This is a genomic window from Kribbella pratensis (assembly GCF_004366075.1).
GTDB lineage: Bacteria > Actinomycetota > Actinomycetes > Propionibacteriales > Kribbellaceae > Kribbella > Kribbella pratensis.
Window position 1 is genome coordinate 1,712,665 of sequence record NZ_SODU01000001.1, and the last position, 23,161, is coordinate 1,735,825.

Annotated in this window: 24 protein-coding genes; 9 read left to right on the forward strand and 15 right to left on the reverse strand. The window is 69.0% G+C overall.

Features of this window, described 5'->3' with window-relative positions; all coding sequences use genetic code 11:
• Positions 1–66: 66 nt before the first annotated feature.
• Both EV137_RS08155 and ybaK read left to right on the forward strand, forming a co-directional pair.
• Positions 67–744, forward strand: a complete 678-nt coding sequence (locus EV137_RS08155) for a helix-turn-helix transcriptional regulator (protein WP_134127551.1) — start codon at positions 67–69, stop codon at positions 742–744.
• Between the two features lie 9 nt (positions 745–753).
• A complete protein-coding gene (gene ybaK, locus EV137_RS08160) occupies positions 754–1,239 on the forward strand; it encodes a Cys-tRNA(Pro) deacylase (RefSeq protein ID WP_134127553.1) in 486 nt (161 codons plus the stop codon).
• On the opposite strand, the gene EV137_RS08165 is transcribed toward ybaK, so the two are convergent.
• Genes EV137_RS08165 through EV137_RS08175 form a run of 3 tightly spaced genes read right to left on the reverse strand, consistent with a single transcriptional unit; the run spans position 1,240 to position 4,078 of the window.
• Positions 1,240–2,034 (reverse strand): ATP-binding cassette domain-containing protein, encoded by a 795-nt coding sequence (locus EV137_RS08165; RefSeq protein ID WP_134127555.1) that lies wholly within the window; start codon positions 2,032–2,034, stop codon positions 1,240–1,242. It lies immediately after the preceding gene.
• Positions 2,031–3,041 (reverse strand): ABC transporter permease, encoded by a 1,011-nt coding sequence (locus tag EV137_RS08170; RefSeq protein ID WP_133999453.1) that lies wholly within the window; start codon positions 3,039–3,041, stop codon positions 2,031–2,033. The genes EV137_RS08165 and EV137_RS08170 overlap by 4 nt, the downstream gene beginning before the upstream one ends.
• Positions 3,042–3,046: 5 nt before the next feature.
• Complete coding sequence (locus EV137_RS08175; protein WP_134127557.1) at positions 3,047–4,078, reverse strand: substrate-binding domain-containing protein; 1,032 nt, start codon at positions 4,076–4,078, stop codon at positions 3,047–3,049.
• A 141-nt stretch (positions 4,079–4,219) separates the two neighbouring features.
• On the opposite strand from EV137_RS08175, the gene EV137_RS08180 reads away from it, so the two are divergent.
• The gene (locus EV137_RS08180; protein WP_133999459.1) at positions 4,220–5,266 is read left to right on the forward strand and encodes a LacI family DNA-binding transcriptional regulator; all 1,047 of its coding nucleotides are present in this window, start codon (positions 4,220–4,222) and stop codon (positions 5,264–5,266) included.
• On the forward strand, positions 5,263–5,925 hold the full coding sequence (locus tag EV137_RS08185) for a nucleoside/nucleotide kinase family protein (RefSeq protein WP_238175165.1): 663 nt from the start codon (positions 5,263–5,265) through the stop codon (positions 5,923–5,925). The genes EV137_RS08180 and EV137_RS08185 overlap by 4 nt, the downstream gene beginning before the upstream one ends.
• On the opposite strand, the gene EV137_RS08190 is transcribed toward EV137_RS08185, so the two are convergent.
• Both EV137_RS08190 and EV137_RS08195 read right to left on the reverse strand, forming a co-directional pair.
• On the reverse strand, positions 5,922–8,027 hold the full coding sequence (locus EV137_RS08190) for a phosphocholine-specific phospholipase C (protein WP_134127559.1): 2,106 nt from the start codon (positions 8,025–8,027) through the stop codon (positions 5,922–5,924). The genes EV137_RS08185 and EV137_RS08190 overlap by 4 nt on opposite strands.
• Positions 8,028–8,199: 172 nt before the next feature.
• Positions 8,200–9,282: a 3-deoxy-7-phosphoheptulonate synthase gene (locus EV137_RS08195; protein WP_134127561.1), complete on the reverse strand. Its 1,083-nt coding sequence runs from the start codon at positions 9,280–9,282 to the stop codon at positions 8,200–8,202.
• 205 nt (positions 9,283–9,487) lie between these two features.
• On the opposite strand from EV137_RS08195, the gene EV137_RS08200 reads away from it, so the two are divergent.
• From EV137_RS08200 to EV137_RS08215, 4 genes are all read left to right on the forward strand, one after another.
• Positions 9,488–10,003 carry a GNAT family N-acetyltransferase gene (locus EV137_RS08200; protein ID WP_134127563.1) on the forward strand — a complete coding sequence of 172 codons (516 nt, stop codon included), beginning with the start codon at positions 9,488–9,490 and terminating at the stop codon, positions 10,001–10,003.
• Positions 10,004–10,067: 64 nt separating this feature from the next.
• Positions 10,068–10,424 carry a hypothetical protein gene (locus EV137_RS08205; RefSeq protein ID WP_311136371.1) on the forward strand — a complete coding sequence of 119 codons (357 nt, stop codon included), beginning with the start codon at positions 10,068–10,070 and terminating at the stop codon, positions 10,422–10,424.
• Between the two features lie 38 nt (positions 10,425–10,462).
• Positions 10,463–11,017 (forward strand): histidine phosphatase family protein, encoded by a 555-nt coding sequence (locus EV137_RS08210; RefSeq protein WP_238175166.1) that lies wholly within the window; start codon positions 10,463–10,465, stop codon positions 11,015–11,017.
• 228 nt (positions 11,018–11,245) lie between these two features.
• Positions 11,246–11,539 carry a WhiB family transcriptional regulator gene (locus tag EV137_RS08215; protein ID WP_130380423.1) on the forward strand — a complete coding sequence of 98 codons (294 nt, stop codon included), beginning with the start codon at positions 11,246–11,248 and terminating at the stop codon, positions 11,537–11,539.
• A gap of 51 nt (positions 11,540–11,590) precedes the next feature.
• On the opposite strand, the gene EV137_RS08220 is transcribed toward EV137_RS08215, so the two are convergent.
• From EV137_RS08220 to EV137_RS41960, 6 genes are read right to left on the reverse strand one after another with little or no spacing between them, the layout of a single operon-like run.
• Complete coding sequence (locus EV137_RS08220; RefSeq protein WP_133999472.1) at positions 11,591–12,004, reverse strand: PLD nuclease N-terminal domain-containing protein; 414 nt, start codon at positions 12,002–12,004, stop codon at positions 11,591–11,593.
• 26 nt (positions 12,005–12,030) lie between these two features.
• Positions 12,031–12,903, reverse strand: a complete 873-nt coding sequence (locus EV137_RS08225) for an ABC transporter permease (RefSeq protein WP_134127565.1) — start codon at positions 12,901–12,903, stop codon at positions 12,031–12,033.
• Positions 12,893–13,672 (reverse strand): ABC transporter ATP-binding protein, encoded by a 780-nt coding sequence (locus tag EV137_RS08230; RefSeq protein WP_133999478.1) that lies wholly within the window; start codon positions 13,670–13,672, stop codon positions 12,893–12,895. The genes EV137_RS08225 and EV137_RS08230 overlap by 11 nt, the downstream gene beginning before the upstream one ends.
• A gap of 16 nt (positions 13,673–13,688) precedes the next feature.
• Positions 13,689–14,762, reverse strand: a complete 1,074-nt coding sequence (locus tag EV137_RS08235) for an ABC transporter substrate-binding protein (protein ID WP_134127567.1) — start codon at positions 14,760–14,762, stop codon at positions 13,689–13,691.
• Between the two features lie 31 nt (positions 14,763–14,793).
• Positions 14,794–15,702, reverse strand: a complete 909-nt coding sequence (locus EV137_RS08240) for a sulfite exporter TauE/SafE family protein (RefSeq protein ID WP_134127569.1) — start codon at positions 15,700–15,702, stop codon at positions 14,794–14,796.
• A gap of 54 nt (positions 15,703–15,756) precedes the next feature.
• Positions 15,757–15,843 (reverse strand): putative leader peptide, encoded by an 87-nt coding sequence (locus EV137_RS41960; protein ID WP_370342797.1) that lies wholly within the window; start codon positions 15,841–15,843, stop codon positions 15,757–15,759.
• 154 nt (positions 15,844–15,997) lie between these two features.
• Between EV137_RS41960 and EV137_RS08245 the strand changes: the two genes are divergently transcribed.
• A complete protein-coding gene (locus EV137_RS08245) occupies positions 15,998–18,598 on the forward strand; it encodes a family 78 glycoside hydrolase catalytic domain (protein WP_238175167.1) in 2,601 nt (866 codons plus the stop codon).
• On the opposite strand, the gene trmB is transcribed toward EV137_RS08245, so the two are convergent.
• Genes trmB through EV137_RS08265 form a run of 4 tightly spaced genes read right to left on the reverse strand, consistent with a single transcriptional unit; the run spans position 18,583 to position 23,070 of the window.
• On the reverse strand, positions 18,583–19,278 hold the full coding sequence (gene trmB / locus EV137_RS08250; protein ID WP_202870839.1) for a tRNA (guanosine(46)-N7)-methyltransferase TrmB: 696 nt from the start codon (positions 19,276–19,278) through the stop codon (positions 18,583–18,585). The two genes, EV137_RS08245 and trmB, sit on opposite strands and share 16 nt — an antisense overlap.
• A gap of 10 nt (positions 19,279–19,288) precedes the next feature.
• Complete coding sequence (locus EV137_RS41335) at positions 19,289–19,735, reverse strand: SRPBCC family protein (RefSeq protein ID WP_134127575.1); 447 nt, start codon at positions 19,733–19,735, stop codon at positions 19,289–19,291.
• Positions 19,732–20,046, reverse strand: a complete 315-nt coding sequence (locus tag EV137_RS41340; protein WP_133781651.1) for an ArsR/SmtB family transcription factor — start codon at positions 20,044–20,046, stop codon at positions 19,732–19,734. Before EV137_RS41340 ends, EV137_RS41335 begins: the two co-directional genes overlap by 4 nt.
• 39 nt (positions 20,047–20,085) lie before the next feature.
• Complete coding sequence (locus EV137_RS08265; RefSeq protein WP_133999497.1) at positions 20,086–23,070, reverse strand: bifunctional [glutamine synthetase] adenylyltransferase/[glutamine synthetase]-adenylyl-L-tyrosine phosphorylase; 2,985 nt, start codon at positions 23,068–23,070, stop codon at positions 20,086–20,088.
• Positions 23,071–23,161: the final 91 nt, after the last annotated feature.

Here is a 23,161-nt window from a genome sequence, read left to right on the forward strand (position 1 = left end):
CCCTGAGGTATCAACGAACTGACATCATACTGTTTTACCAACCGATGTTGTCGATAGAATCATTCCGTGGACACGTCCTGGGACGCCGCCGTTCAGGCGGTCGCCGTACTCGAGGAGCCGACCCGGCGTCGGCTGTACGAGTACGTCGTCGGCCGGCCCGAGCCTGTGAGCCGGGACGACGCCGCCAGTGCGCTCGGGCTCCCGCGGACCACGGTCGCGTTCCATCTCGACAAGCTGACCGAAGAGGGTCTGCTCGCCACGTGCTACGAGCGCCGCACCGGCCGCACCGGCCCGGGCGCGGGACGGCCCGCGAAGCTGTACCACCGCTCCGACCGTGAGATCGAGATCAGCCTCCCCGAACGCCAGTACGCCGTCGCCGGCCACCTCCTCGCCACCGCCATCCAGGACGCCGAAATCACCGACCTCACCCCCCGCGAGGCAGTCAACCGAAGAGCGCACGAGTACGGCGAGGCCCTGGGCCAAGCTGCTCGGGAGCGCGGCGAGGGGGACGTGTTGGTGCAGGTGCTCGAGGCGCACGGGTTCGAGCCGCGGCCGGAGGACGACGGGATCGCGCTGGCCAACTGCCCGTTCCGGCGACTCGCCAAGGACCACCCGCAACTGGTCTGCAGCATGAACCTGCACCTGGTCGCCGGCCTCCTCACCAGCCTCGAATCAGCGTTCAACGCTGAGCTCGCCCCTGCCCCAGGCCACTGCTGCGTCCGGCTCGTCAACCGTTCTCACTAAGCTCGCCCTGTGGCGAAGAAGCAGAGTCAAGGGACGCCGGCTACCGTTGCGTTGACGAAGGCGAAGGTCGAGTTCACGACGCATGCCTACGAGCACGACCCGGCGGCGAAGTCGTTCGGGCTGGAGGCCGCCGAGGCGCTCGGACTGGCGCCGGAGCAGGTGTTCAAGACGCTGCTCGTCGAGGTCGACGGGAAGCTCACGGTCGGCGTCGTACCGGTCGACAAGCAGCTCGACCTGAAGGCGATCGCGGCCGCGGCCGGCGGGAAGAAGGCGGTGATGGCCGACCCGGCCGCCGCCGAGCGCACCACCGGGTACGTCGTGGGCGGCATCAGCCCGATCGGCCAGAAACGCGCCCTGCCCACAGTCGTCGACAGCACCGCCACCGACCACCCGACCGTTTATGTATCGGGCGGCCGGCGCGGCCTCGACATCGGCCTGTCCCCCGCCGACCTGATCACCGTGACCAAGGCGACTACAGCGGCCATCGCTCGCTGATCACCAGGCGATCGCCTCGTCCGGGATCTCCTCGGCGCCGGTGATGAACGACACCACGTCGCTCATCGAGACCTTCTTCGGATCGACCACCCCGGTCCGCCGACCGAGCCGGTGGACGTGGATCCGGTCGGACACCTCGAAGACCGCCGGCATGTCGTGCGAGATCAGCACGACCGGCAGGCCACGATTGCTGATCCGCTTGATCAGCTCGAGGACGTGAGCGGTCTCGCGGACACCGAGGGCGGCGGTCGGCTCGTCCATGATCACGACCTTGCTGCCGAACATCGCCGCCCGGGCCACCGCGACCGCCTGCCGCTGACCGCCGGACAGGCTCTCCACCGGCTGGGTGATGTCCTGGATCGTCGCGATGCCCAGGGCATCCAGCTGGTTGCGGGCCTCGGTGCGCATCGCCTTGCGGTCGAGTATCCGGAGCTTGCCGAGCAGGCCGTCCCTGCGGATCTCCCGGCCGAGGAACAGATTGGTCGTGATGTCCAGAGCGGGCGCCACCGCCAGCGTCTGGTACACCGTTTCGATACCGCTTCGGCGCGCGTCCAGGGGCGAGTGGAAGTGCACCGGCCGGCCGTCGAGTTCGATGGTTCCGGCGTCCGGCTGCAGCGCACCGGTGAGTGCCTTGATCAGGCTGGACTTGCCGGCGCCGTTGTCACCGACGATCGCCAGCACTTCCCCCGGGTACAGATCGAAGTCGGCGCCATTGATCGCGGTGACGTGTCCGTACCGCTTGACCAGTCCACGACCGGTCAGCATCGCCGCACGCTCAACTGTTGTGGCGCTCATGCGCTCCTCCTCCGGGTCGCCTGGTCGAACGCGACCGCCCCGATCACCAGGACGCCGGTCGCGAGGTTCTGGTAGTTCGAGTCGATGCCCATCTGGGTCAGACCGCTGCGCAGTACCGCGACGATCAGCGCGCCGACGATCGTGCCGAGAACACCGCCGCGGCCGCCGAACAGGCTGGTGCCGCCGATGACGACAGCGGTGATGCTGTCCAGGTTGCCGGTCTGGTAGGCGTTCGGGTCGGCGGTCGGGGTGCGGCCGAGCGCCATCCAGGCCGCGAAACCGTAGATGACACCGGCGACCAAGTACACACTCACCAGGGTGCGGTCGATGTGGATGCCGGTCAGCCGGGCGGCTTCCGGTTCGTTGCCGACGGCATAGACATGCCGGCCCCAGCCGGTCTTGGCCAGCACGAACCAGGTCACCGCGAACAGCACGGCGGCGAGCACCATGCCCATGGTGAACTGGACCCGGCCGAACAAGTAGAGCGACGTACCGAGCCAGGTCAGCAGACCGTCCGGCACCGGCCACGTGGTGCCTTTGCTGTAGAGGTTCGTCACCGCGGTCATCACCGCGAGCATGCCGAGGGTGACGATGAACGGCGGCAGCTTGATCCGGCTCACCAGGAGACCGGACAGCGTCGCCACCGCGGCGCAGGCGACGATCGCCACGATCATCGCCACCGGGCCGGGCAGGTGCCCGGTGGCGAGCCGGGTCATCAGCAGCGTGCCGAAAACGGCGATCGACGCATTCGCCAGGTCGATGCCGCTGGTCAGGATCACCAGAGTCTGGCCGAGTGCCAAGGTGCCGACGACGATCGACTGCTGGACGATGAAGGAGAAGTTGTCGACGTTCGCGAAGGTGCTCGTGGCGAACGAGAAGAAGACGATCGCGACGAGCAGCGCGGCGGTCGGACCGAGCACCGGGTTGCGGGCGAACAGCGCGCGCACCGAGTCGCTCCGGCGGCCGGTATCGACGGTGGCAGTTGTCCCGGACTTCGTGGTGGACATCGACATCAGCCCCAGCAGTTCTGCGCGCCCCAGGCGGTGTCCTTGGACTCCAGCCCCGGGACGGGCTTGTCGGTGATCAGGGTCGCGCCGGTGTCGATGAAGCCGGACGGCTTCTTGCCGGACTGGGCGTAGTCGAAGACCGCGTTCACGCCGTCTTCGGCCATCTTCTTCGGGAACTGCATCACGGTGCCGACGAACAGGCCGTCCTTCACGTTCTGGACACCCTGGCAACCGCCGTCGATGGCGCCGACGAGCACCTTGTCGGTCAGGCCCTTCTCCTTCAGCGCCTGGTACGCACCGCGGGCGGCCGGCTCGTTGATGTTGTAGACCGCGTTCACCTGGCCGCCGACCCGCTGGAGCAGGTTCTCCATCGCCTGCTGTGCCTTGGTCTGGTCGCCCTGGGTGAGCGCGCTGCCGATGATGTCGGGGGTGTTCAGCGGCAGCCCCATACCTTCGAGGAAGCCGTTGTGCCGCTGCTTGCCGACGCTGGCGCTCGGGTCGAGGTCCATCATCACCAGCTGCGGTTTGGTGTCGCCGAGCCGCGCCTTGACGTACTGCCCGATCAGCTTGCCGGCGTTCTCGTTGTTGGTCGCGTACGTCGCCGCGACGGCATCTGCGGGCTCGGTCTGAGTGTCCAGCGCGATCACCACGACGCCCTTGTCCTGCGCCTGCTTGATCGCGCCCAGTACCCCGGCCGAGTTGCTCGGGGTGATCAGGATGCCTTTGACACCTTGCTGGACGAGGTTCTCGATCGCGGTGACCTGGCCCTCGTTGTCACCGTCGAACTTGCCGGCCAGTGCGATCAGGCTGCCCCCCTTCGCCTCGGCGGCGGCCTTGGCGGACTCCCGCAGTTTGACGAAGTACGGGTTGGTCTCGGTCTTGGTGACGAGTCCGACCTTGACCGGCCCCGAACTGTCGCCCGCATCGGATCCGGGCCCTGACTTCTTCGTCGTCGTACAGGCGCTGAGCACCAGTGCGCCGACGCACGCGAGTGCGGACAAGGCGGCGGTCGACCGCCGGATTCCGGTGGACTTCATCGGAGCCTCCTGCTGTGCTGATCGTCCCGCTCCCGCGGCCGGGTGGCCTGCGGTGCTGCACAACCTAGGACTGCTCAGATGAGCACGGAACGATTTGCGCAAAAGATTGCGCGGAAGTTTCCGCCCGGAGACGATGCCCGCATGGCCGGCCCGCGTCGAGGTGCACGGCTGGTCGACGTGGCCAAGCTGGCCGAGGTGTCGATCAGCACCGTCTCCCATGTCCTGAACGGCACGCGGTACGTCGCTCCGGACACCCGCGAGCGGGTCCGGCACGCCCTCGACGCCCTCGACTACGCCCCACCGGCGCCGATCGTGTCGAAGCGCTCCGGACGTGCGCTCGGGCTGGCGATCACCGGCGCCTCGAACCCGTACTTCGGCGATCTCATCGCCGGTGTGGAGTCGGAGGCGAGCCGGGCCGGTTTCGCGCTGCTGCTCTGCGACACCCACGACGACGCCCAGCTGGAGGCGAGCGCGGTCGCCACGCTGCTCGCCCACAACGTCGAGGCGGTGATCATCGCGCCGACGCCGGGCTGGAAGGAAACGACCCTGCCGGTCTTGCGCAAGCACGAGACGCCGTTCGTGCTGGTCGACCGGATGAGTGACGTCCGTACCGACCAGGTCGGCACCGAGAACGAGTCGGTGGCGGCGGCTCTGGTCGAGCATCTGATCGAGATCGGCCATCGCCGCATCGGGATGCTGGCCGGCCTCGCGGGTCTGTCCACCACGGACGAGCGACGGCAGGGCTACCGGCGCGCGCACGACGTCGCCGGGATCCCGGTCGACGACGACCTGATCGTCGACGCACATTCGACGGTGGCCGGCGGGCGCGCCGGGGTCATCTCGCTGCTGCACCTGCCGGACCCGCCAACGGCGATGTTCTGCGGGAACAATGCGATGACGATCGGTGCGTTGCTGGCGCTGAAGGAGACCCGGCACCGGATCCCGGAGGACATGGCACTGGTGACGTTCGACGATTTCGAGTGGGCGAGTGCGATGTCCCCGGCACTCACCGCCGCGGCGCAGCCGTTCCACGCGATGGGAGCCCGAGCGGTGCAGCTCCTGCTGCGCCGGCTGGCCGACCCGTTTGCACCGCGGCGGATCGAACGGCTGCCGGCCGAGATCGAGCACCGCGAGAGCTGCGGCTGCCGGACAGCCGACAGCCGCCCGGATCGGAGCACACCCGCGTGAGAACACCGTGCATCCCACAGCTGGATGAGTCGGCCGCCCACTCCCGGGCCGTCGAGCTGGTCCGGCGCGAACGACGGACGTTGCTCGGTCTCGCGGGACCCCCCGGCGCCGGCAAGTCGACGTACGCCGAACAGCTGGTCGGCGGCCTCCGGGCCGAAGGTCATCCGGTGGCACTCGTACCGATGGACGGATTCCACCTGGCCCACGCCGCAGTGGACGCGCTGGGCCTGGTCCCGGTCAAGGGAGCACCGCAGACCTTTGACGTCGACGGGTACGTCGCACTTCTCGACCGGCTGCGGGCACCCTCCGGGCGGACCGTTTGGGCGCCGCGGTTCGACCGGGACCTCGAGGAGCCGATCGCCGCCGCGCTTCCGATCGCGGACGACGTCCGGCTGGTCGTGACCGAAGGAAACTACCTGCTGCTCGATCAGGGGCCATGGGCAATGATTCGCCCGCTGCTGGACGAATGCTGGTTCGTCGAGCTGGATCCGGCCGTCCGCCGGGAACGACTCGCCGCCCGGCATGTCCGGCACGGCCGCGATCCGAAGGAGGCGCTGGCGCGGACCACCGGCAGCGACGAGGCGAACGCACGCCTCGTCGGTACCACCCGGCACCACGCCGACGCCGTCCTCCGGCTGTCACCGACCGGATCGCCTTAGCCGGTGATGCTCGGTTTGCCGGTTTCCAGGTGGCCGGACAGGCGACGGCGGTACGTCGGGTCGTCGGGGGTCGTGACCTCGACGTCGTACCAGCCGCCGTCGGTCGGCCAGAACATCGGGCGGGACTGCTTGCCGCGGAGCTCGACCGTCGTGGTCTTGCTGCCGTAACCACGAGCCTTCAGCTTCACGGTCAGCGGTTTCCTCGAGGCGTTGACCAGGTGCAACTGCAGGGCACCGGCGCGGTTCTCGATGCGTACGTCGAGGCCCGCCGCAGGACCGGCAGACGAACCGGCGATCTCCGCCCAGAACCGGTTCGGGCCCTGGACCGCGAGTTCGAACGGACCGTCGACAGGGATCGCGACCACGGTCGGAGTGTCCCCCGGAGTCTTGTCCGCGTGCGTGTGGTGGACGTCGAAGTGCGCCGGCGCCGGGAGTTCACCGCCGTACGGATAGACCGCGAAATGCGCCGACTGCGGGCCGTGGTTGCTGAGGGCAAGCATTATCTTGCCGTCGGCCACTGACCCCGAAACCGCAGGCCCGTAAGGGAGTGCGCGCGCGGGACGTCGACCGGGCTCCTGCGGCGGGACAGCCTGGTCGGTGGGCGGGGCCGGGTGCCAGCGATTGATGGGCGCCGGGACCGGGCCGGGCTTGTCGACGGACGGCTGCCGGTAGCTGCGGTCGAAGTCGAACGTCGAGGTCAGGTCACCACAGACCGTCCGTCGCCAGGAGCTGATGTTCGGCTCGCGGACACCGGTCCAGAGTTCGAGGAACCGCAGTACCGAGGTGTGGTCGAAGACCTGCGAGTTCACGTGACCGCCGACCGTCCACGGTGACACCACGGTCATCGGGACGCGGGGGCCGAGACCGATCGGCTTCCCGGCATACCAGTCGTCGCCCTCGCCCGACGGAGGCTGCGGCGCGACCGGCGGCGGGACGTGGTCGAAGTACCCGTCGTTCTCGTCGAAGTTGATCAGCAGCACGGTCTTCGACCAGGTCTCCGGGTCGGAAGCGATCGCGTCGAGCACGTCGTAGATCAGGTTCGCGCTGCCGACCGGCGTCGACGAACCGGGGTGCTCGGAGTCGACCGCGGACGGGACGAGCCAGCTCACCTTCGGCAGCGTGCCGGCCTTGATGTCTGCGCGCAGCCGCGGCACCAGCGACTCCGGCTCGGACCGATACATCGCCTTGCGGAACAGGTCCTGCTCGGCGGCCGAGAGCTTTCCTACCGCCGCGTCCAACTGCTGCAGCGCGACGGTCCGCTCGGCCTCCGTCTTCGCGAACAGCTTGTCGTAGAACTCCTCGGTCGTCCGGTAGCCGCCCGGCACGTTCTCGAGGATCCGGTGCCCGATCTCCTTGAACGTCTTGAAGTACTCGACCGCGTTGTCCGTGAAGTTGTCCCACTCCTGGTAGATCTGCCAGGAGACACCGGCCTGCTCCAGCCGTTCCGGGTACGTCGTCCAGTCGTAGCCCTTGTGGTCGTAGTCGTACGCCGCGTTCGTCACCGCGCGCTGCGTCGTACCGGGCTCGTAGCCGACGGTGCCGGACCACAAGTAGTTGCGGTTCGGGTTGGTCGAACCGTTGACCGAGCAGTGGTACGCGTCGCAGATCGTGAACGTCTCGGCGAGCTCGTACTGCAGCGGGATGTCGCGGCGGTCGTAATGGGTCATGGTGGCGGCCGTCTTGGCCTGCACCCAGTCGTCGTTCCAGCCTCCCGCCCAGGCCTGCGTGGCGTCGCCGAACCCGTGGGCCAGGGCGCCGAGGTACTGGATGTCGTCAGGGTTGCGGCCCGCGTCGGCGGCGGCCTTCCGGAGCGAGAACGGGAGCACCTCGCCGCCACCCGTCTTCGGCTGGTGGAAGATGCTCTTACCGTTGCGCAGCCGCAGCGGCTGCCGGTCGCCGTACCCGCGGATTCCGCGCAGCGCTCCGTAGTAGTGGTCGAACGAGCGGTTCTCCTGCATCAGCACGATCACGTGCTCGATCGCGCGCAGACCGCCACGCCTCACAGGTTGCGCCATCGCGGTGTGCAGTGACGGTGGGAGCAGCGACACCGCTGCCCCACCCGCCACCGAACCGAGCACCAGACGCCGGGAGATCCCGGTCATGGGGCCTCCCGGTCTGGACTGAGGAGTGGAGGGAGCGAAGCGACCGGAGCGACGAGGGAAGACCGGGAGCAACAGCCCCAGGACCCGCCGCGCCGGAGGCGTGGCATGAACACAGTCATGGTCGGGACCCTAGGGGCGGTCCGTAGCCGAAGCGAGACCTCGAGGTGAACAGCTATCCGCGTCGGGCGATTGCTGCGTCGCGCAGCTTCTGGAGGGTCTGCTCCGTTGTGTCCCAGCTCATGCAGGCGTCGGTGATCGACTGGCCGTAGACCAGCTCCCGGGTCGGGTCGAGGTCCTGGCGACCCTCCTGCAGGAACGACTCCAGCATCACGCCCACGATCGCCTGGTTGCCGGCCGCGACCTGCGCACCGATCTCCTCGGCCACCACCGGCTGCCGGCGGTGGTCCTTGCGGCTGTTGCCGTGGCTGGCGTCGATGACGACCCGCTCGGCCAGACCCGCCTTGCGCAGCAGCTCCTGCGCGCCCGCGACGGACTCCGCGTCGTAGTTCGGGCCGCTGTCCGAGCCACGAAGTACCAGGTGGCAGTCCGGGTTTCCGCGGGTGTGCAGGATCGCTGGCGCACCGTCGTGGTCGATACCGGTGAAGACATGCGGTACGGCGGCTGCCTTGATCGCGTCGACCGCGGTGGCGATCGATCCGTCCGGACGGTTCTTCATCCCGATCGGCATCGACAGACCGGACGACAACTGCCGGTGGACCTGGCTCTCCACGGTCCGGGCACCGATCGCACCCCAGCCGACGGTGTCCGCGATGTACTGCGGGGTGATCGGGTCGAGGAACTCGCAGCCGACCGGGAGCCCGAGCTCGCTGACCTGCACGAGCAGTCGCCGGGCGATCCGCAAGCCGCGATTCACGTCACCGGAGCCGTCCAGGCCCGGGTCGTTGATCAGCCCCTTCCAGCCGAGGGTCGAGCGCGGCTTCTCGAAGTACACCCGCATCACGACGAGGAGACCGTCGGACAGCCGCTCGGCGACCGGGCGGAGGCGTTCGGCGTACTCGAGCGCAGCGTCGGCGTCGTGGACCGAGCACGGGCCGACGACGACCAGCAGGCGGTCGTCGACGCCGTTCAGTACGTCGGTCGCTGCCTGCCGTCCGTCGGCGACGGTCCGGGCGACGTCGTCGCTGAGCGGGAACTCGTCGTGCAGGGCTAGCGGGGTGAGCAGCGGGACGGTCTTCTCGATACGTCGGTCGACGACTCGAGACTGCTGTTCGCTCGGTTTCGGGAGGGTGTTCATTCTGGGGACCTTTCCGCCGGTCCGCATGCGTGCGACGCAGTCAGCCGGCTGGGAACGAGAAAAGGCAAGGACGGTTGTCCTTGCCTTCGTGCCGGCTCTGGTGTCTGCGGGTGGGCGTCAGCAATCGGCTGAGTCGCCCGGCACCAGGGCCGGCCACTCAAAAAATCGCCAATAGCTACGCTTCACGAGAACGACAATAGCACCCATGAACATCCGTACCGCTCATCGAGACGAGCTCCTTGCACTCCAGGAGCTCGAGGTTGCTGCCGGCGTGCTCTTTCGCAATATCGGCATGACAGACGTCGCGGAGCATCCGCCGCCCGCCTTGGAGATCTTCGAGCAGTCCTGGGAGGCCGGGCAGCTGTGGGTGTCGGTCGACGACGCGGACAAGCCGACGGGCTTCGTGTTCGTGAAGCTCGTCGACGGCGGCGTACACATCGAGCAGGTGAGCGTGCACCCGGATCAGCAGGGACACGGGATCGGCCGGCAGCTGATCGAGTACGTCGCTTTGTGGGCCGCCGAGCAAGGGTTTTCGGTGCTCACGCTGAGCACGTTCCGGAGCGTGCCGTGGAATGCGCCGTACTACGCGCGGCTCGGGTTCACGGAGCTGCCGGCCGCGGAACTCACACCCGGGCTGACGGAGATCCTGGCCGTCGAGACGGCGTTCGGACTCGACCCCTCGAAGCGCGTTTTCATGCGGCGGACGGTTGCTCGCCAGTAACCACCTGACCGGTGGCCTCGTTGATCGCTGCAAGACCGGATCGAGACATCGGGGAGTGCAGCAGGTGGTGAGGCCGCGAACCTTCGAGTTGGTTCGGTACCGAGATCCCAGTGGCGTGTCCGGGACCGGCGTGGTGGCGGAAGGGTGTGAGTTCACCGACGGCTCGGTGGCCCTGCGCTGGCGCGGTGACAACCCCGCGACCGCCGTCTGGCCGAACGTCGACGCGATCCTGGCCGTGCACGGCCACCAGGGCGCGACCGAGATCCGCTGGATCGAGGCGCAGACCTCGCCGATGGCGCCCCGGGCCGGCCTCGACAACCTGTTCGACGAGCTGCACCAGGTGCGGCCGCCGGCGTCCCTGACCGACTCGCCGCCGCCCGGCCACCCCCGTGGATGGGCCGGGGCCAGACATCTCAGGTAGAACATGCCCGTGACGCAGATCCACTTCAGGCAACGCCCATGCCCGTGACGCAGATCTACCTCGTCCGGCACGGTGAGCCGGACTACGAGCCGATCGATTCCCGCGGCTGGCCGGGAATGGCCGCCGACTCCGCCCCACTCACCGCGCTCGGGATGAAACAGGCCGAGGAGCTCGCCGATCTGCTCGGCGGCATCCGCGCGACGTACCTGGTCAGCTCCCCGTTCACCCGGGCCCTGCACAGCGCCGCGATCATCGGTCACCGGCTCGCGCTCGGCGTCAAGGTCGACTACGACCTCCGCGACTGGTTGCCGGACCACACCGGCCTGTGGCGCAGCGCCGCCGACGTCCGCGCGGCACAGGCCGAGTTCGAGGCGTACGACGGGGAATGGCCGGACGGCATCCAGCGACCCTGGGAGCCACTCTCCCGGGTCCGCGAACGCGCCCGCGCCGCCCTCGCCCGGCACACCGCCAGCACCGACGGACCGGTGCTGGCGATCACGCACGCGACGGTGATCCGGGCACTGACCGGCGAACGGCACACACCCCACGGAGCCCACGAGTACTACCGATTCGAGCCCGAGATCGGTGCCTGAGGCATCTGCACGTGCAGACGAACTTGCACCGTTGAAGTGACTCATGTCACATCAGGTGGTGACGTGAACACGCCCGCCGCCTGAAAAGCGCCGATCACGGGCCGCTACGGCACGCGGCGATAACGAATGGCTCGAACTTCGAGACAACAAGGGTTGAACTCGCTCTGAGATGAGCATAGTTTTCACCGAGCGCCCGTCCGCGCTCACGGTGAGTCATAGGAGGTTGCCATGTCGAGAGGGATGCCTCGTCTGCCCCGCCCGCTCATGGATCTGTGGGACTGGCAGTCGCAAGCCGCATGCCGGGACGTCAACCCGGAACTCTTCTTCTCACCCGAATCGGAGCGTGGCGTTCGCAAACGCGCCCGCGAGATGGTGGCCAAGTCGCTCTGCGGCACCTGCCCGGTCCAGCCCGAGTGCCGCCAGCACGCCCTCGCCGTCGGCGAGCCGTACGGCGTCTGGGGCGGCACCACGGAGTCCGAGCGCGACAACACCCTCCTGCCCGAACACCGGAAGTCCGCCTAGGACCTAGCTGCTCGCAGCCGGCGAAGCGCGTCGTAAGGCCTGTGTGAAAACTCAGGCCTTACCGTCGTCGGTCTCGGACGGCGTGTCCCCGGTCCCCTTCGTGTCCTTCGGTTCCTTCGGCGGCTTCGGCTCGTCGGCCGGACCTTCGGGCTCAGGCGGTTTCACGGTCGTGCGCGGGTCCCGGTAGCGGTCCAGTGACTTGAGGAAGTCCGGATCGTCGTCAGGCGCCATCGGCCGCGCAGGCGGCTTCGACGGTTCCCGCCGTACGACGCTCTCCTGGCGGTTGGCGTGCGCCCGCGACATCAGCAACCAGACGATCGGCCCCGCGAACGGGACGAAGACGATCAGGACGATCCACAGCAGCTTCGGCAGCTGCGGCACGTCTTCGTCGGGTGTCTGGATGCAGGAGAACAGCGCGTAGACAGTGAGCGCCAGGCTGATCAGGAACGGCAGAAATCGGACCACGCTCCAACAGTACGGCGCGAACCGTTTCAGCGGGCGGAGGTGGTGAGTCCACGGGCGCGGAGCACCGAGTTCTCGAGCGGCCGGAACACCAGCAGCTCGATGCCGACACCGACCGCGAAGATCAGCACGATGCCGGCGAACACCATCGAGATGTCCGACAACGACATGCCGTTGTGCAGGAACTGCCCGAGACCCTCGCCGAGCTCCGGTGAGGTCGCGATCAGCTCGGCCGCCATCAGAGACCGCCACGAGAACGCCCAGCCCTGCTTGAGCCCGCCGAGGAACCCGGGCAGCGCGGCCGGCAGCAGGATGTACCGGATCCCGCCGAAGCGGCCCGCTCCGAGCGCCTTGCCGACCCGCGGCAGGATCGGCGGCACCTGGTCGAGGCCGGACACCAGCCCGTTCGCGATCGACGGCACCGCGCCGAGCAGCACCACCCAGTAGATCGCGCGGTCGTTCAGCCCGAACCACAGGATCGCCGCCGGCACCCACGCCACCGAGGGCAGGCTCTGCAGCCCCGACACGAGCGGCCCGATCCCCCGCCGTACGACCCGGAGGTTCGCGATCGCGAGTCCCAGCGGTACGGCGATCAGCAGCGAGATCGCGAACCCGATGACGGCGCGGTGCACGGACACCCAGAACAGCTCGACGATGTCGCCGCTCGTCACCAGCTGCCAGATCTGACCCCAGACCGCCGCGGGCGCGGGCAGTTTGAACTCGGGCCAGAACGCCGCGGCCCACAACGCCTGCCAGATCGCCACCAGGACGACGATCGCCCCGACCGGCGGCAGAACGCGCGCGGCGATCCGCCGTACCCGCGAACCCTCGGGCGCGTTGACGGGTGTGTCGAGGGCGTCCAGGCCGGCCTCGACGGATCCTTCCTGGACGTCAAGCGGCATGACTGCTGATCACCTTGCGCAGCGCGGTGTTGATCTCGTCGGCCGTGCTGTTGACGTTGGGCGCGTCCTCCACATCCCACTCCTGTACGACGCGCCCGGGACGCGACGACAGCAGTACGACGCGTTGCCCGAGCCGCACCGCTTCGCGGACGTCGTGCGTGACGAACAGGATCGCCGTACCGGTCGCACGCCAGATCCGCAGCAACTCACCCTGCAGAACGTCGCGAGTGATCGCGTCGAGCGCGGAGAACGGCTCGTCCATCAGCAGCAACGACGGCTTCCCTGCATCAGCGCTGTCGGTCGTCGAGGCCAATGCGCGGGCGAGCGCGACCCGTTGCCGCATGCCACCGGACAACTCGTGCGGCCGCTTGTCGCCGAGCCCGGCGAGCCGCACCAGCTCCAGCAGCTCCGCAGCCCTGGCCCGCCGCTGCGCCTTCGGTACGCCGGCCATCCGCAGTGGAAGCTCGACGTTCCCGGCCGCCGTCAGCCACGGCATCAGCGCGGCCTCCTGGAAGACGACCGCCGGCCGGGACGAGTTCAGCTCGATCCGCCCGCTCGTCGGCCGGTCCAGACCGGCGACCAGGTTGAGCAGCGTGGTCTTGCCGCACCCGGAGGCGCCGAGCAGGCAGACGAACTCGCCGGCACCGACCTCGAGGTCCACGCCGTCCAACGCGACCACCGACCGCCGGCCGCTGCCGAACACCTTCCCTACTTGATGAAACCGCACCGGAGTGAGCTGATCGGGCGGCGCGTCGACTGTGGCGGTCATCGGGCTCTCCTTACTGCTACTTGGCGTCCAGGCCGGCGGCGTCTACTGCCGGCTTGCCTGCCTGGGTGAGGACCTCGTTCAGCGGGCCCAGGTCCGCGAAGCCGGCCACGTTCGGCGCCTGCTTGGCGATCCCCGCCGTGACCTGGTCCTTGGCCAGCTGCGGGAAGGTGGCGGCGACCGGGTCCGCTGTGATCTTGATGTGCTGCCACGCCCGGTCGATGACCGCCGGCTTCAGCGCCTTGCCGGTCGCTGCCTTGAGCTGGTCGTTCACCACGGTCTTCGCCTGCGCGGCGTCCGACGTGCTGAAGTCGATGGCCGCGTTCAGCCCCTTCAGCAGTGCCGTCACCGTCGCCGGGTGCTCCTTCAGGAACTGCGTCCGGACGATCAGCACAGTCGTCGGGAACTGCCCGTCGGGCCACAACGACGCCTCGTCGAGCAGTACCTTCGCGCCCGCGTCCAGGACCAGCCGGGACGACCAGGGCTCGGGCAGCCAGGCCGCGTCCACGTCGCCCTTCTTGAACGCGTCCAGCGTCTGGGCGTTCTCCAGGTTGGTCACCTTGACCTTGCCGGTCAGCTGGTTCTCGGCGAGCCACTTCTTCAGCGACACGTCCTGCGTGTTGCCGAGCTGCGGCGTGACGACGGTCTTGCCGACCAGGTCGGCTGCCTTGGTGATCGTCGGCTTGACCACGAGCTGCGCGCCGCCGGACGTGGCGCCGGCGATCAGCCGGACCGCCTCTCCGTTCGACTTCGCGTAGGCGTTGATCGCCGGACCGGAGCCGATGAAGGACGCGTCCAGCGAGCCGCCGAGCAGCGCGCCGACGGCCTCGGGGCCGGCGTTGAACTTGGTCGGCACCAGCTTCGTGCTGCCGAGCTCCTTGGTGAACAGGCCCTTGCCGAGACCGACCAGCGCGGCCGCGTGGGTGACGTTCGGGAAGTAGCCGAGCCGCAGCTCGGTGGCGGGACCTTTGTCACTCGACGCGGCGGCCGTCTCGTTGCTGTCGGCGCGCGAGCAGCCCGCGGCGGTGACAGCGACGGTGAGGGACAGGGCGGCAGCGAGCAGGCGGAACGGACGGGTGGCGGAGATGCTCACAGGAAGACCTTTGTCTTGGGGAAGGTGAAGCTCAGGAAGCGGGCTCGAGCTCGGTTTCGTCGAGCAGCCGTTCGGCCTCGCGGACGGTACGGCGGGCCGCGGCGCGGACGCCGTACGTGACGATCGCGGCCCAGCCGAGGACGAGGGCCGCGTAGACCGCGTACCGCGGGCCGGTGGTGACGTCGAGGCCGTTCAGCACGGTGCGGGCGTTGGTCAGGATCAGCACCAGGCCGACCCCGACGCCGAGCCAGCGGGTGGCCAGCCGGGACACCAGCCAGGCGGCGAGCGGCGCCGCGATCACGCCGCCGATCAGCAGCGCGGCGACGAGGTCGAACGGCAGATGCTTCCCACCCAGCCCGAACAGGAATCCGATGCTGGCGGCGATCGAGACCAGGAACTCGGCGGCATTCACCGAACCCACGGTCCGGCGCGGCGTCAGCTTGCCGCTGGACAGCAGCGCGGAGTTCGCGACCGGGCCCCAGCCGCCACCGCCGGTGGCGTCGATGAAACCGGCCACCAGACCGAGCGGGCCGAGGAACTTCCCGGCCGGACGGCCCTCGATCACCGCCCGGACCTTCCCGGTGCCGAACCGGACCAGGATGTACACGCCGAGCAGGAGCAGCAGGCCGGCGACCCACAGCGACGCCGACTCGGTCGAGAGGCTGGACAGGAACGTCGCACCGGCGAACGCCCCGACGGCGCCGGGTGCACCGATCAGCGCGACGACGCGCCAGTCGACGTTGCCGAACCGCCAGTGCGACAGGCCGGACGCAAGCGTGGTGCCGACCTCGGCCAGGTGCACCGAGGCGGAGGCGACCGCCGGGGTGATGCCGGTGATGAGCAGGGCGGTACTGGCGGTGACGCCGTACGCCATGCCGAGGGTGCCGTCGACGAGCTGGGCGATCGAGCCGAGCAGCGCGATCAGGACGAGGCGACGCATGGGGGTACTCCTACGGATCGGGAAGGAGACGGGCGGGAAGAAGTACGCCGTCGTTCAACAACCCGAGGAGTTCACGCGCAGCAGATCGACGTGCCGGCGCCGGGTGAGGGCGTCTCCGGGCGCGTTCGCGATGAGCTGCATAGGACTATGAAAGCGGACAAAGTCGAGCAAGATGCTCAGGTTTCAGCATTTGGACCGGTCAATCACTAACCGAGACGACCGATCAAAGGTGATCATCGACCGGATCTGGTCAGACGGTTGAAAGCCGGACGGGCGACTGCCTACGGTCCTGAGCGTGCTGATCCCCCGATCTCTCAAGACCGAGTACGCCGTCCAGCCGCTCGGCGTCGACGTCCCTCGGCCACGCTTCAGCTGGGTCGCCGTCGCACCCGGGTACGGCGCGACGCAGACGGCGTACGAGATCCTGGTCGCCTCCGCGCCGGAGCTGCTGACGCCGGAGCGCGCCGACGTGTGGGACTCGGGCAAGGTCGAGTCGGCACGGACCTTCGGGATCGAGTACGACGGCCCGACGGCGGCGCGGACGCGGTACCACTGGACCGTCAGGCTGTGGGACGGCTCCGATCAGGCCGGTGACTGGTCCGCGCCGGAATCGTTCGAGACCGGGCTGCTCGACGAGGGATTCGGAGCCGCACAGTGGATCGGTGGTGTGACCGACAGTGCACCGCTTCTCCGGCGCGCGTTCGCCGTGGACGGCATCGTGCGGCGCGCCCGGCTCTACGCGAGCGGTCTCGGGTACGCCGACCTGCGACTCAACGGGCATGCGGTGAGTGACGCCGTACTTGATCCTGGCTTCACCGCCTACGACCGCACGGTTCTCTACGTCACTCACGATGTGACCGAGCTCCTGCAGGCCGGCGACAACGTGGTCGGCGCCGAACTCGGGCGTGGCTTCTTCGGACTGACCTCGGTGAACGTCTGGCGCTGGCACGACGCCCCGTGGACTGGGGATCCGCGGCTGATCGCCCGGTTGGTCGTCGAGTACGACGACGGCCGGGTCGACGAGGTGGTCACGGACGAGACGTGGCGCATCACGGGCGGTCCGACGCTGTCGGACTCGCTCTACACCGGTGAGACGTACGACGCCCGCCGCGCGCTGCCCGGCTGGGACGTCGCCGGGTTCGACGACTGCTCCTGGTCCCCCGCATCGGTCGTCGAGGCGCCCAAGGGGAAGCTGACCGCGCAGGCCCACGAGCCGATCCGGGTGGTCGAAACCGTCGATCCGGTCGAGGTCACCGAGGTCCGGCCAGGGGTGTGGATCGTGGACTTCGGACGGACCGTGGCGGGCTGGACCAGGCTGTCGACCAGTGCGCCGGCCGGGACGACGATCAGCCTCACGCACGGCGAGACGGTTGCCGATGGCAACGTGGCGGCGTGGAACGTGCACGTCGACGGCGACCGGATCCAGCGCGACGAGTACATCGCGGCCGGCACCGGACTGGAGACCTGGGAGCCACGGTTCTCCTACAAGGGCTTCCGGTACGTGCAGGTCGAGGGCGCGGCCGCCGACCTGCAACTGCGGGTGGTGAACTCGGACGTTCCGTCGGTGACCCGGTTCGCGTCGACGCAAGCGCCGTACGAGCAGTTCGAACGGGCGATGCGGCGGACGATCCTGAGCAACCTGCACGGGATCCCGACGGACACGCCGTACTTCGAGAAGAACGGGTGGACCGGCGACGCGCAGGTCGGCGCGCCGACGATGCTCGCGACGCTCGACCTGGCGCGGTTCTTCACCAAGTGGCTCGGCGACATCCGGGACAGCCAGGCGGACTCCGGGCAGCTCCCGGTGATCGTGCCGACCAGCGGCTGGGGCTTCACGGACCTCTCCCCCGCGACCGAATGGCCGACCGTCTATCCGTTCCTGTTGCGCGAGATGTACCGCTGGTACGGCGACGAGCGGCTGCTCCGCGAGCACTGGGACTCGCTGACGCGCTACCTCGCGTGGGAGCTCGACCGGGTCGAGGACGGGTTGTCGGTGAGTGTGCTCGGCGACTGGCTGCCGCCCGGATTCGGGAGCGGTCCGGCGCCGGAGGACCGGCGGCTGACTGGTACGGCGTACCTCTACCGGGCGCTCGTGGTCGCTGCGGAGATCGGCGAGCTGATTGGGCAGACCAACGAGTACCGGAAGGCGGCAGCCGAACTCGCCGACGGGCTGAACCGGACGTTCCTGGATCGCACTGAAGGCCGGTACCGGTCGGCTGACGACCCGGACTATCGGCAGACCTCGAACGCCGTGCCGCTGGCGTTCGGGATCGTGCCGGACGAGTTCGTCGAGCGGGTCGCGGCCGGGTTGGCCGCCGACGTCGAGGCGCGTGGGTTCCATCTCAACACGGGCTGCCTGGGCGTCGGCGTACTGCTGCCGGTGCTGACCGCCCACGGGTACGGCGACGTGGCAACGAAGGTCGCTCTGCAGCGGAGCTATCCAAGCTGGGGCTACTGGTTCGACCTCGGCGCGGACACCATGTGGGAGAAGTGGGAGGACGACTCGCGGTCGCGCAACCACTACTTCCAGGGCACTGTCGTGCAGTGGATCTTCGAGAACGTCGCCGGGCTGCGCGTCGTCGACGCGGGCGCGGAGCGAATCGTCGTACGGCCGGATGCCCGTGACGAGGTGGACTCGGCGAGCATTCGCACCGAGACGATCCGCGGCCGGGTGGCGGTCTCGTGGAAGAAGACGGGACGCGTCCTGTCGCTCGACGTACAGGTTCCGGTCGGTACGACGGCCGAGGTGCACGTGCCGTCAGCGCGGGCCGCGGATGTCGACGCCGTACCGCAGGCCTTCGCCGGGTCAGCGACGTATACCGAGGGCTACACCGTCTACACCGTCGGCGCCGGGCTGTGGTCGTTCACGAGCCGGTCGGCTCAGAGCTTGGTGTAGATGAGGTCGCGGACCTCGCGGCCCTCGGCCCGAGCGCGGGACTCGAACTTCGTGACCGGGCGCCATTCGGGCCGCGGGGCCCAGCCGCCGTACTCGTTGCGCAGTGCGGGTTCGGCCGCGCAGACCTCGAGCATGCGGTCGGCGTAGTCGGCCCAATCCGTTGCCAGGTGCAACGTTCCGCCCGGCTGCAGGCGGTCGGCGATCAGCGCGACGAACGGCGACGTGACGAGCCGGCGTTTGTGGTGCCGCTTCTTCGGCCACGGGTCCGGGAAGTAGATCCGTACGCCGGCCAGCGCGCCGGGAGCGACGTGATCACGCAGGAAGTCCAGGGCGTCGCCCTGCAGCAGGCGGACGTTGCCGAGATCGTACTTCTCCACCCACAGCATCAGCTGACCGAGGCCGGCCGGGTAGACCTCCGCGGCCACATGGTTGACCTCGGGCGCGGCGACGGCGAGCTGTGCGGTCGCCTCCCCCATCCCGGAGCCGATCTCCAGCACAGTCGGCGCCGTACGGCCGAACCAATCGCCCAGGTCCAGCTCGCCGGGCGGCAGATCTTCTTGGGTCCGGCCGAGCTCGGGCCACCGTGTCTCCCAGACGCGCTTCTGCCCGACCGTCATCCGCACGCTGCGGCGGACGGTGCTGAAGACACCGACTTGCCGGACCTGATCTGTCGCTCCCACCAGGTGAATTCTAGGAGAAGGTGATCTCCAGGGTTCGGTTGGTCTCCAGGTAGGTCTTCAGGTTGGCGAGGATCGGGGCCCAGCCGTTCCGCCAGCCCTCGACGCTGTCCTCGGCGATCTGGTCGTGCACGACCTGCAGCTTCACCACGTTCTTCCCGGCCGGCTCGATCGTGAAGGTCACCCGGCCCGGCGCATCATCGGCGCGGTCCTCGAGGAACTCGTTCTTGAACGTGTAGGCCAACGTCTTCGGCTCGTCGTACAGCAGGACCTCGCCGCTGTCGGTCAGGCTGTCGTCCGCACTGTCGAAGAAGCGCACGGGCGAGCCGACCGTCCAGTCGGACTCGATGCGGCGGCCGAACCAGTACAGCTGGGTGAACGCGCCCGAGGTGAGCGCCTCCCACAGCTTCTCCGGGGTGGTCTCGATGTAGGTCACGTGGATCATTGCCGGCTTGCTCATCTGTCCTCCTCCAGAGCCGCCTTCAGTGCACTGAGCGCACGCAACTTGTCGCGTTCGTAGTTGCTCAGCCACCGTTCGGCGATCTCGTTGATCGGCACCGGGTTCAGGTAGTGGAGCTTGTGGCGTCCGCGTTTGACCGTGACCACGAGGTTCGCGTCCTCGAGGATCCGCAGGTGTTTGGTCACGCCCTGCCGGGTCAGGTCCGGCAGCAGCTCGCACAGCTCCTGCAGACTCTGCCCGTTGCGCTCCCGCAGGGCGTCCAGCAACCGCCGCCGGCCCTCGTCGGCCAACGCCTTGAACACCAACTCCACACCTCCGACAATAGGCAACCAAAAGGTTGCCTGTCAATATCAGTCGTCCCAGAAGAGGCGGGCGACGGTGTTGTGGGCTCGGCGGGTGGTGCGCAGGTAGTCGTCGGAGAAGCGGCCGGACTCGCCGGGTGGGTAACCGCAGATCTGCGCCACGGCCGCCAGGTCGCGCGGATCGCGTGGGAGCGAGTCGCCGGGGCGGGCGCGGACGAGCATGATCGCGTTCCGGATCCGGGTGGCCAGCACCCAGGCCGCTTGCAGCGTCTCGGCCTCGGAGGGGTCGACGAGGCCGGCCTCCACCCCTGCCCGGAGCGCGGTCAGCGTGCGCGTCGTACGGAGACTGGGAACGCGGTGCGCCTCGCGCAGTTGCAGGAGCTGAACGGTCCACTCGATGTCGGCGAGACCGCCGCGACCCAGCTTGGTGTGGGTGCTCCGGTCGGCGCCGCGCGGCAGCCGCTCGGCGTCGACGCGCGCCTTGATCCGGCGGATCTCCATCACGTCGCGTTCGCTCACACCGTTCACCGGGTAGCGCAGCGGGTCGATCAGTTCGCGGAACGACTGGCACAGGTCGGCGTCGCCGCACAACGGGTCGGCGCGGAGCAGCGCCTGCGCTTCCCACACGGCCGACCAGCGCGCGTAGTAGGAGGCGTACGACGCCAGCGTCCGTACCAACGGTCCTTGCCGGCCCTCGGGGCGCAGGTCCGCGTCGATCGCGACGGCCGGATCGGCTCCGGGCAACGACAGCATCCGGCGCAGCTCGGTCGCCGCCTGGGTCGCGAAGTCCGTCGCCTTCTTCTCGTCCGCGCCCGGAAGCGGGTCGTGCACGAACATCACGTCCGCGTCACTGCCGTACCCGAGCTCGTGACCGCCGAACCGGCCCATCGCGACGATCGACATCCGGGTCGGCTCCGGCTCCCCCTTGGCGACCGCCTTCCGCGCGACTTCCAGCGCGGCCGTCAGCGTTCCGACGGAGATGTCGGTCAGCCCGTCGCCGACCGTCTCGACGTCCAGCAGGCCGGACAGGTCTGCCGCGGCGGTCCGGAACAGTTCACGGCGCCGTACGGCGCGGATCGCCGCGACCGCGGCCTCCGGCGAATCCTGCCGCCGGGCGGCGGCGGACATCTCGGTGAGCAGGGACTCCTGGCTGCGCGGCGTCAGCTCTCGCTCGTCGGCGAACATCGCCGTCGCTTCCGGGGCGCGCTGCAACAGGTCGACGGCGTACCGGCCGCTGGCGAGCAGGTGCGCCAGCCGCTCGGCCGACGCGCCCTCGTCGCGCAGCTGGCGCAGGTACCAGGGCGTCGAGCCGAGGGCGTCGGAGATCGTGCGGAATGCGAGCAGACCGGCGTCCGGATCGGGTGACTCGGCGAACCAGCCGAGCATCGCGGGCAGCAACGCCTTCTGGATCGACGAACGCCGCGAGACCCCTTCGGACAGGGCTTCGATGTGGCGCAGCGCCGACCCCGGATCGGCGTACCCGAGGGCGGTCAGCCGCTGCTTGGCCGCCTCGGGTGTCAGGCGTACTTCCTCGCCCGGAATCCGCGCGACCGCCGCGAGCAGCGGGCGGTAGAACAGTTTCTCGTGCAGTCGCCGTACCTCGAGCGCGTGCTTCTTCCAGGCCGCGGTGAGATCGGCGACCGGGTTCTTCGTGAAGCCGAGCGAGCGGCCGAGCCGTCGCAGATCGGCCTCGTTGTCCGGGACCTGATGTGTACGGCGCAGGCGGAACAGCTGGATGCGGTGCTCCATCGACCGCAGGAAGCGGTACGCGTCCGCGAGTACGGCGCCGTCCGTACGGCCGACGTACCCGCTGCTCGTCAGGGCTTCCAGCGCGACCAGCGTCGTACCGCTGCGGACCGACTCGTCGCTGCGACCGTGCACGAGCTGCAGGAGCTGTACGGCGAACTCCACATCGCGCAATCCACCGGGACCGAGTTTCAGCTGGCGGTCCACGTCCGCCGCCGGGATGTGGTCGATGACGCGCCGGCGCATCGCCTGGACGTCGGAGACGAACCCTTCCCGGTCGGCGGCGGACCATGTGAGCTGACCGACCTTCTCGGAGTACGCACGACCGAGCTCGGCGTCGCCTGCGACCGGGCGAGCCTTGAGGAGGGCCTGGAACTCCCAGGTCTTCGCCCAGCGCTGGTAGTACGCGAAATGGCTGTCGAGCGTGCGGACGAGCGGACCCGACTTGCCTTCCGGCCGGAGCGCGGCGTCGACCGGCCATAGCGTGCCCTCACCGGTGTGCGCCGAGCAGATCCGCATCGCGGCCGCGGCGAGCTGGGTCGCGGTCTTGATGGCGGGCAGCTCTGGTTCGCCCTCGAGCGGCTCGGCGACGAACAGTACGTCGACATCGCTGACGTAGTTGAGTTCCCGGCCACCGCACTTGCCCATGGCAATGATCGCGAGCCGGCAGTCGGCGGCGCCGGGATGAGCGGCGAAGTAGTCGTTGCGGGCGATGTGCAGGGCCGTCTCGAGCGCGCCCGCGGCGAGATCCGCGAGTACGGCGGCGACCTCGTCGACGAGCAGCCCCTCGGCGAGATCCCGGGCCGCGAGCCGGAGCAGCAGGCGGCGGTACTCGACCCGCAACGCGTCGATCGGGTTCTCCGCGTCGACGGCGGTCGCGAGCTTGGCCGCGACGTCCTCCACCGACGGCCGCGCACCCGCGAGCGCGGGGTCGGCCAGGTCGTACCAGTGACGCGGATGTACGCCGAGATGCCGCCCGAGCGCCTCGCTCGCGCCGAGGACGTACACGAGCCGGCGGCGGAAACCGTCGTCCATCTCGAGGGTGCGGGCGAACGCGGCGAGGTCGTGCCGGTTGCGGTGCAGCGCCTCGGCCATCGCACAGAGACTCTGCAGCGCGAGATCGGGGTCAGCCGATTCCGACAGCGTCGTGATCAGCTGCTCGGTCGCCAGCGGACTGTGCGAGTCCAGCGCGTCCAGGTCCTCGAGCATGCCGGCCGCCCGCCGCGGGTCCTCGAACCCCAGCCGAACCAGCCGCCCCTCCCAAGACCCCCTACGCCCATCAGCCACTCCCGCAGGCTACCCAACCCACTCCGGCCGCACTTTGAGAACCCACCAACCACATTTCCAGGCTCGAAATGATCGGTGGCTTCTCAAAGTC

What these genes read in the sequence shown, in the direction of transcription:
- EV137_RS08240 (WP_134127569.1), bottom strand. Translation starts at nt 15,702, where the DNA reads ATGCGTCGCCTCGTCCTGATCGCGCTGCTCGGCTCGATCGCCCAGCTC.
- EV137_RS08190 (WP_134127559.1), bottom strand. Translation starts at nt 8,027, where the DNA reads ATGACCGGGATCTCCCGGCGTCTGGTGCTCGGTTCGGTGGCGGGTGGG.
- EV137_RS08225 (WP_134127565.1), bottom strand. Translation starts at nt 12,903, where the DNA reads ATGCCGCTTGACGTCCAGGAAGGATCCGTCGAGGCCGGCCTGGACGCC.
- EV137_RS08175 (WP_134127557.1), bottom strand. Translation starts at nt 4,078, where the DNA reads ATGAAGTCCACCGGAATCCGGCGGTCGACCGCCGCCTTGTCCGCACTC.
- EV137_RS08230 (WP_133999478.1), bottom strand. Translation starts at nt 13,672, where the DNA reads ATGACCGCCACAGTCGACGCGCCGCCCGATCAGCTCACTCCGGTGCGG.
- EV137_RS41960 (WP_370342797.1), bottom strand. Translation starts at nt 15,843, where the DNA reads ATGCAGCTCATCGCGAACGCGCCCGGAGACGCCCTCACCCGGCGCCGG.
- EV137_RS08165 (WP_134127555.1), bottom strand. Translation starts at nt 2,034, where the DNA reads ATGAGCGCCACAACAGTTGAGCGTGCGGCGATGCTGACCGGTCGTGGA.
- EV137_RS08210 (WP_238175166.1), top strand. Translation starts at nt 10,463, where the DNA reads ATGCCCGTGACGCAGATCTACCTCGTCCGGCACGGTGAGCCGGACTAC.
- EV137_RS08195 (WP_134127561.1), bottom strand. Translation starts at nt 9,282, where the DNA reads ATGAACACCCTCCCGAAACCGAGCGAACAGCAGTCTCGAGTCGTCGAC.
- EV137_RS08200 (WP_134127563.1), top strand. Translation starts at nt 9,488, where the DNA reads ATGAACATCCGTACCGCTCATCGAGACGAGCTCCTTGCACTCCAGGAG.
- EV137_RS08215 (WP_130380423.1), top strand. Translation starts at nt 11,246, where the DNA reads ATGTCGAGAGGGATGCCTCGTCTGCCCCGCCCGCTCATGGATCTGTGG.
- EV137_RS08170 (WP_133999453.1), bottom strand. Translation starts at nt 3,041, where the DNA reads ATGTCCACCACGAAGTCCGGGACAACTGCCACCGTCGATACCGGCCGC.
- EV137_RS08180 (WP_133999459.1), top strand. Translation starts at nt 4,220, where the DNA reads ATGGCCGGCCCGCGTCGAGGTGCACGGCTGGTCGACGTGGCCAAGCTG.
- EV137_RS41335 (WP_134127575.1), bottom strand. Translation starts at nt 19,735, where the DNA reads ATGAGCAAGCCGGCAATGATCCACGTGACCTACATCGAGACCACCCCG.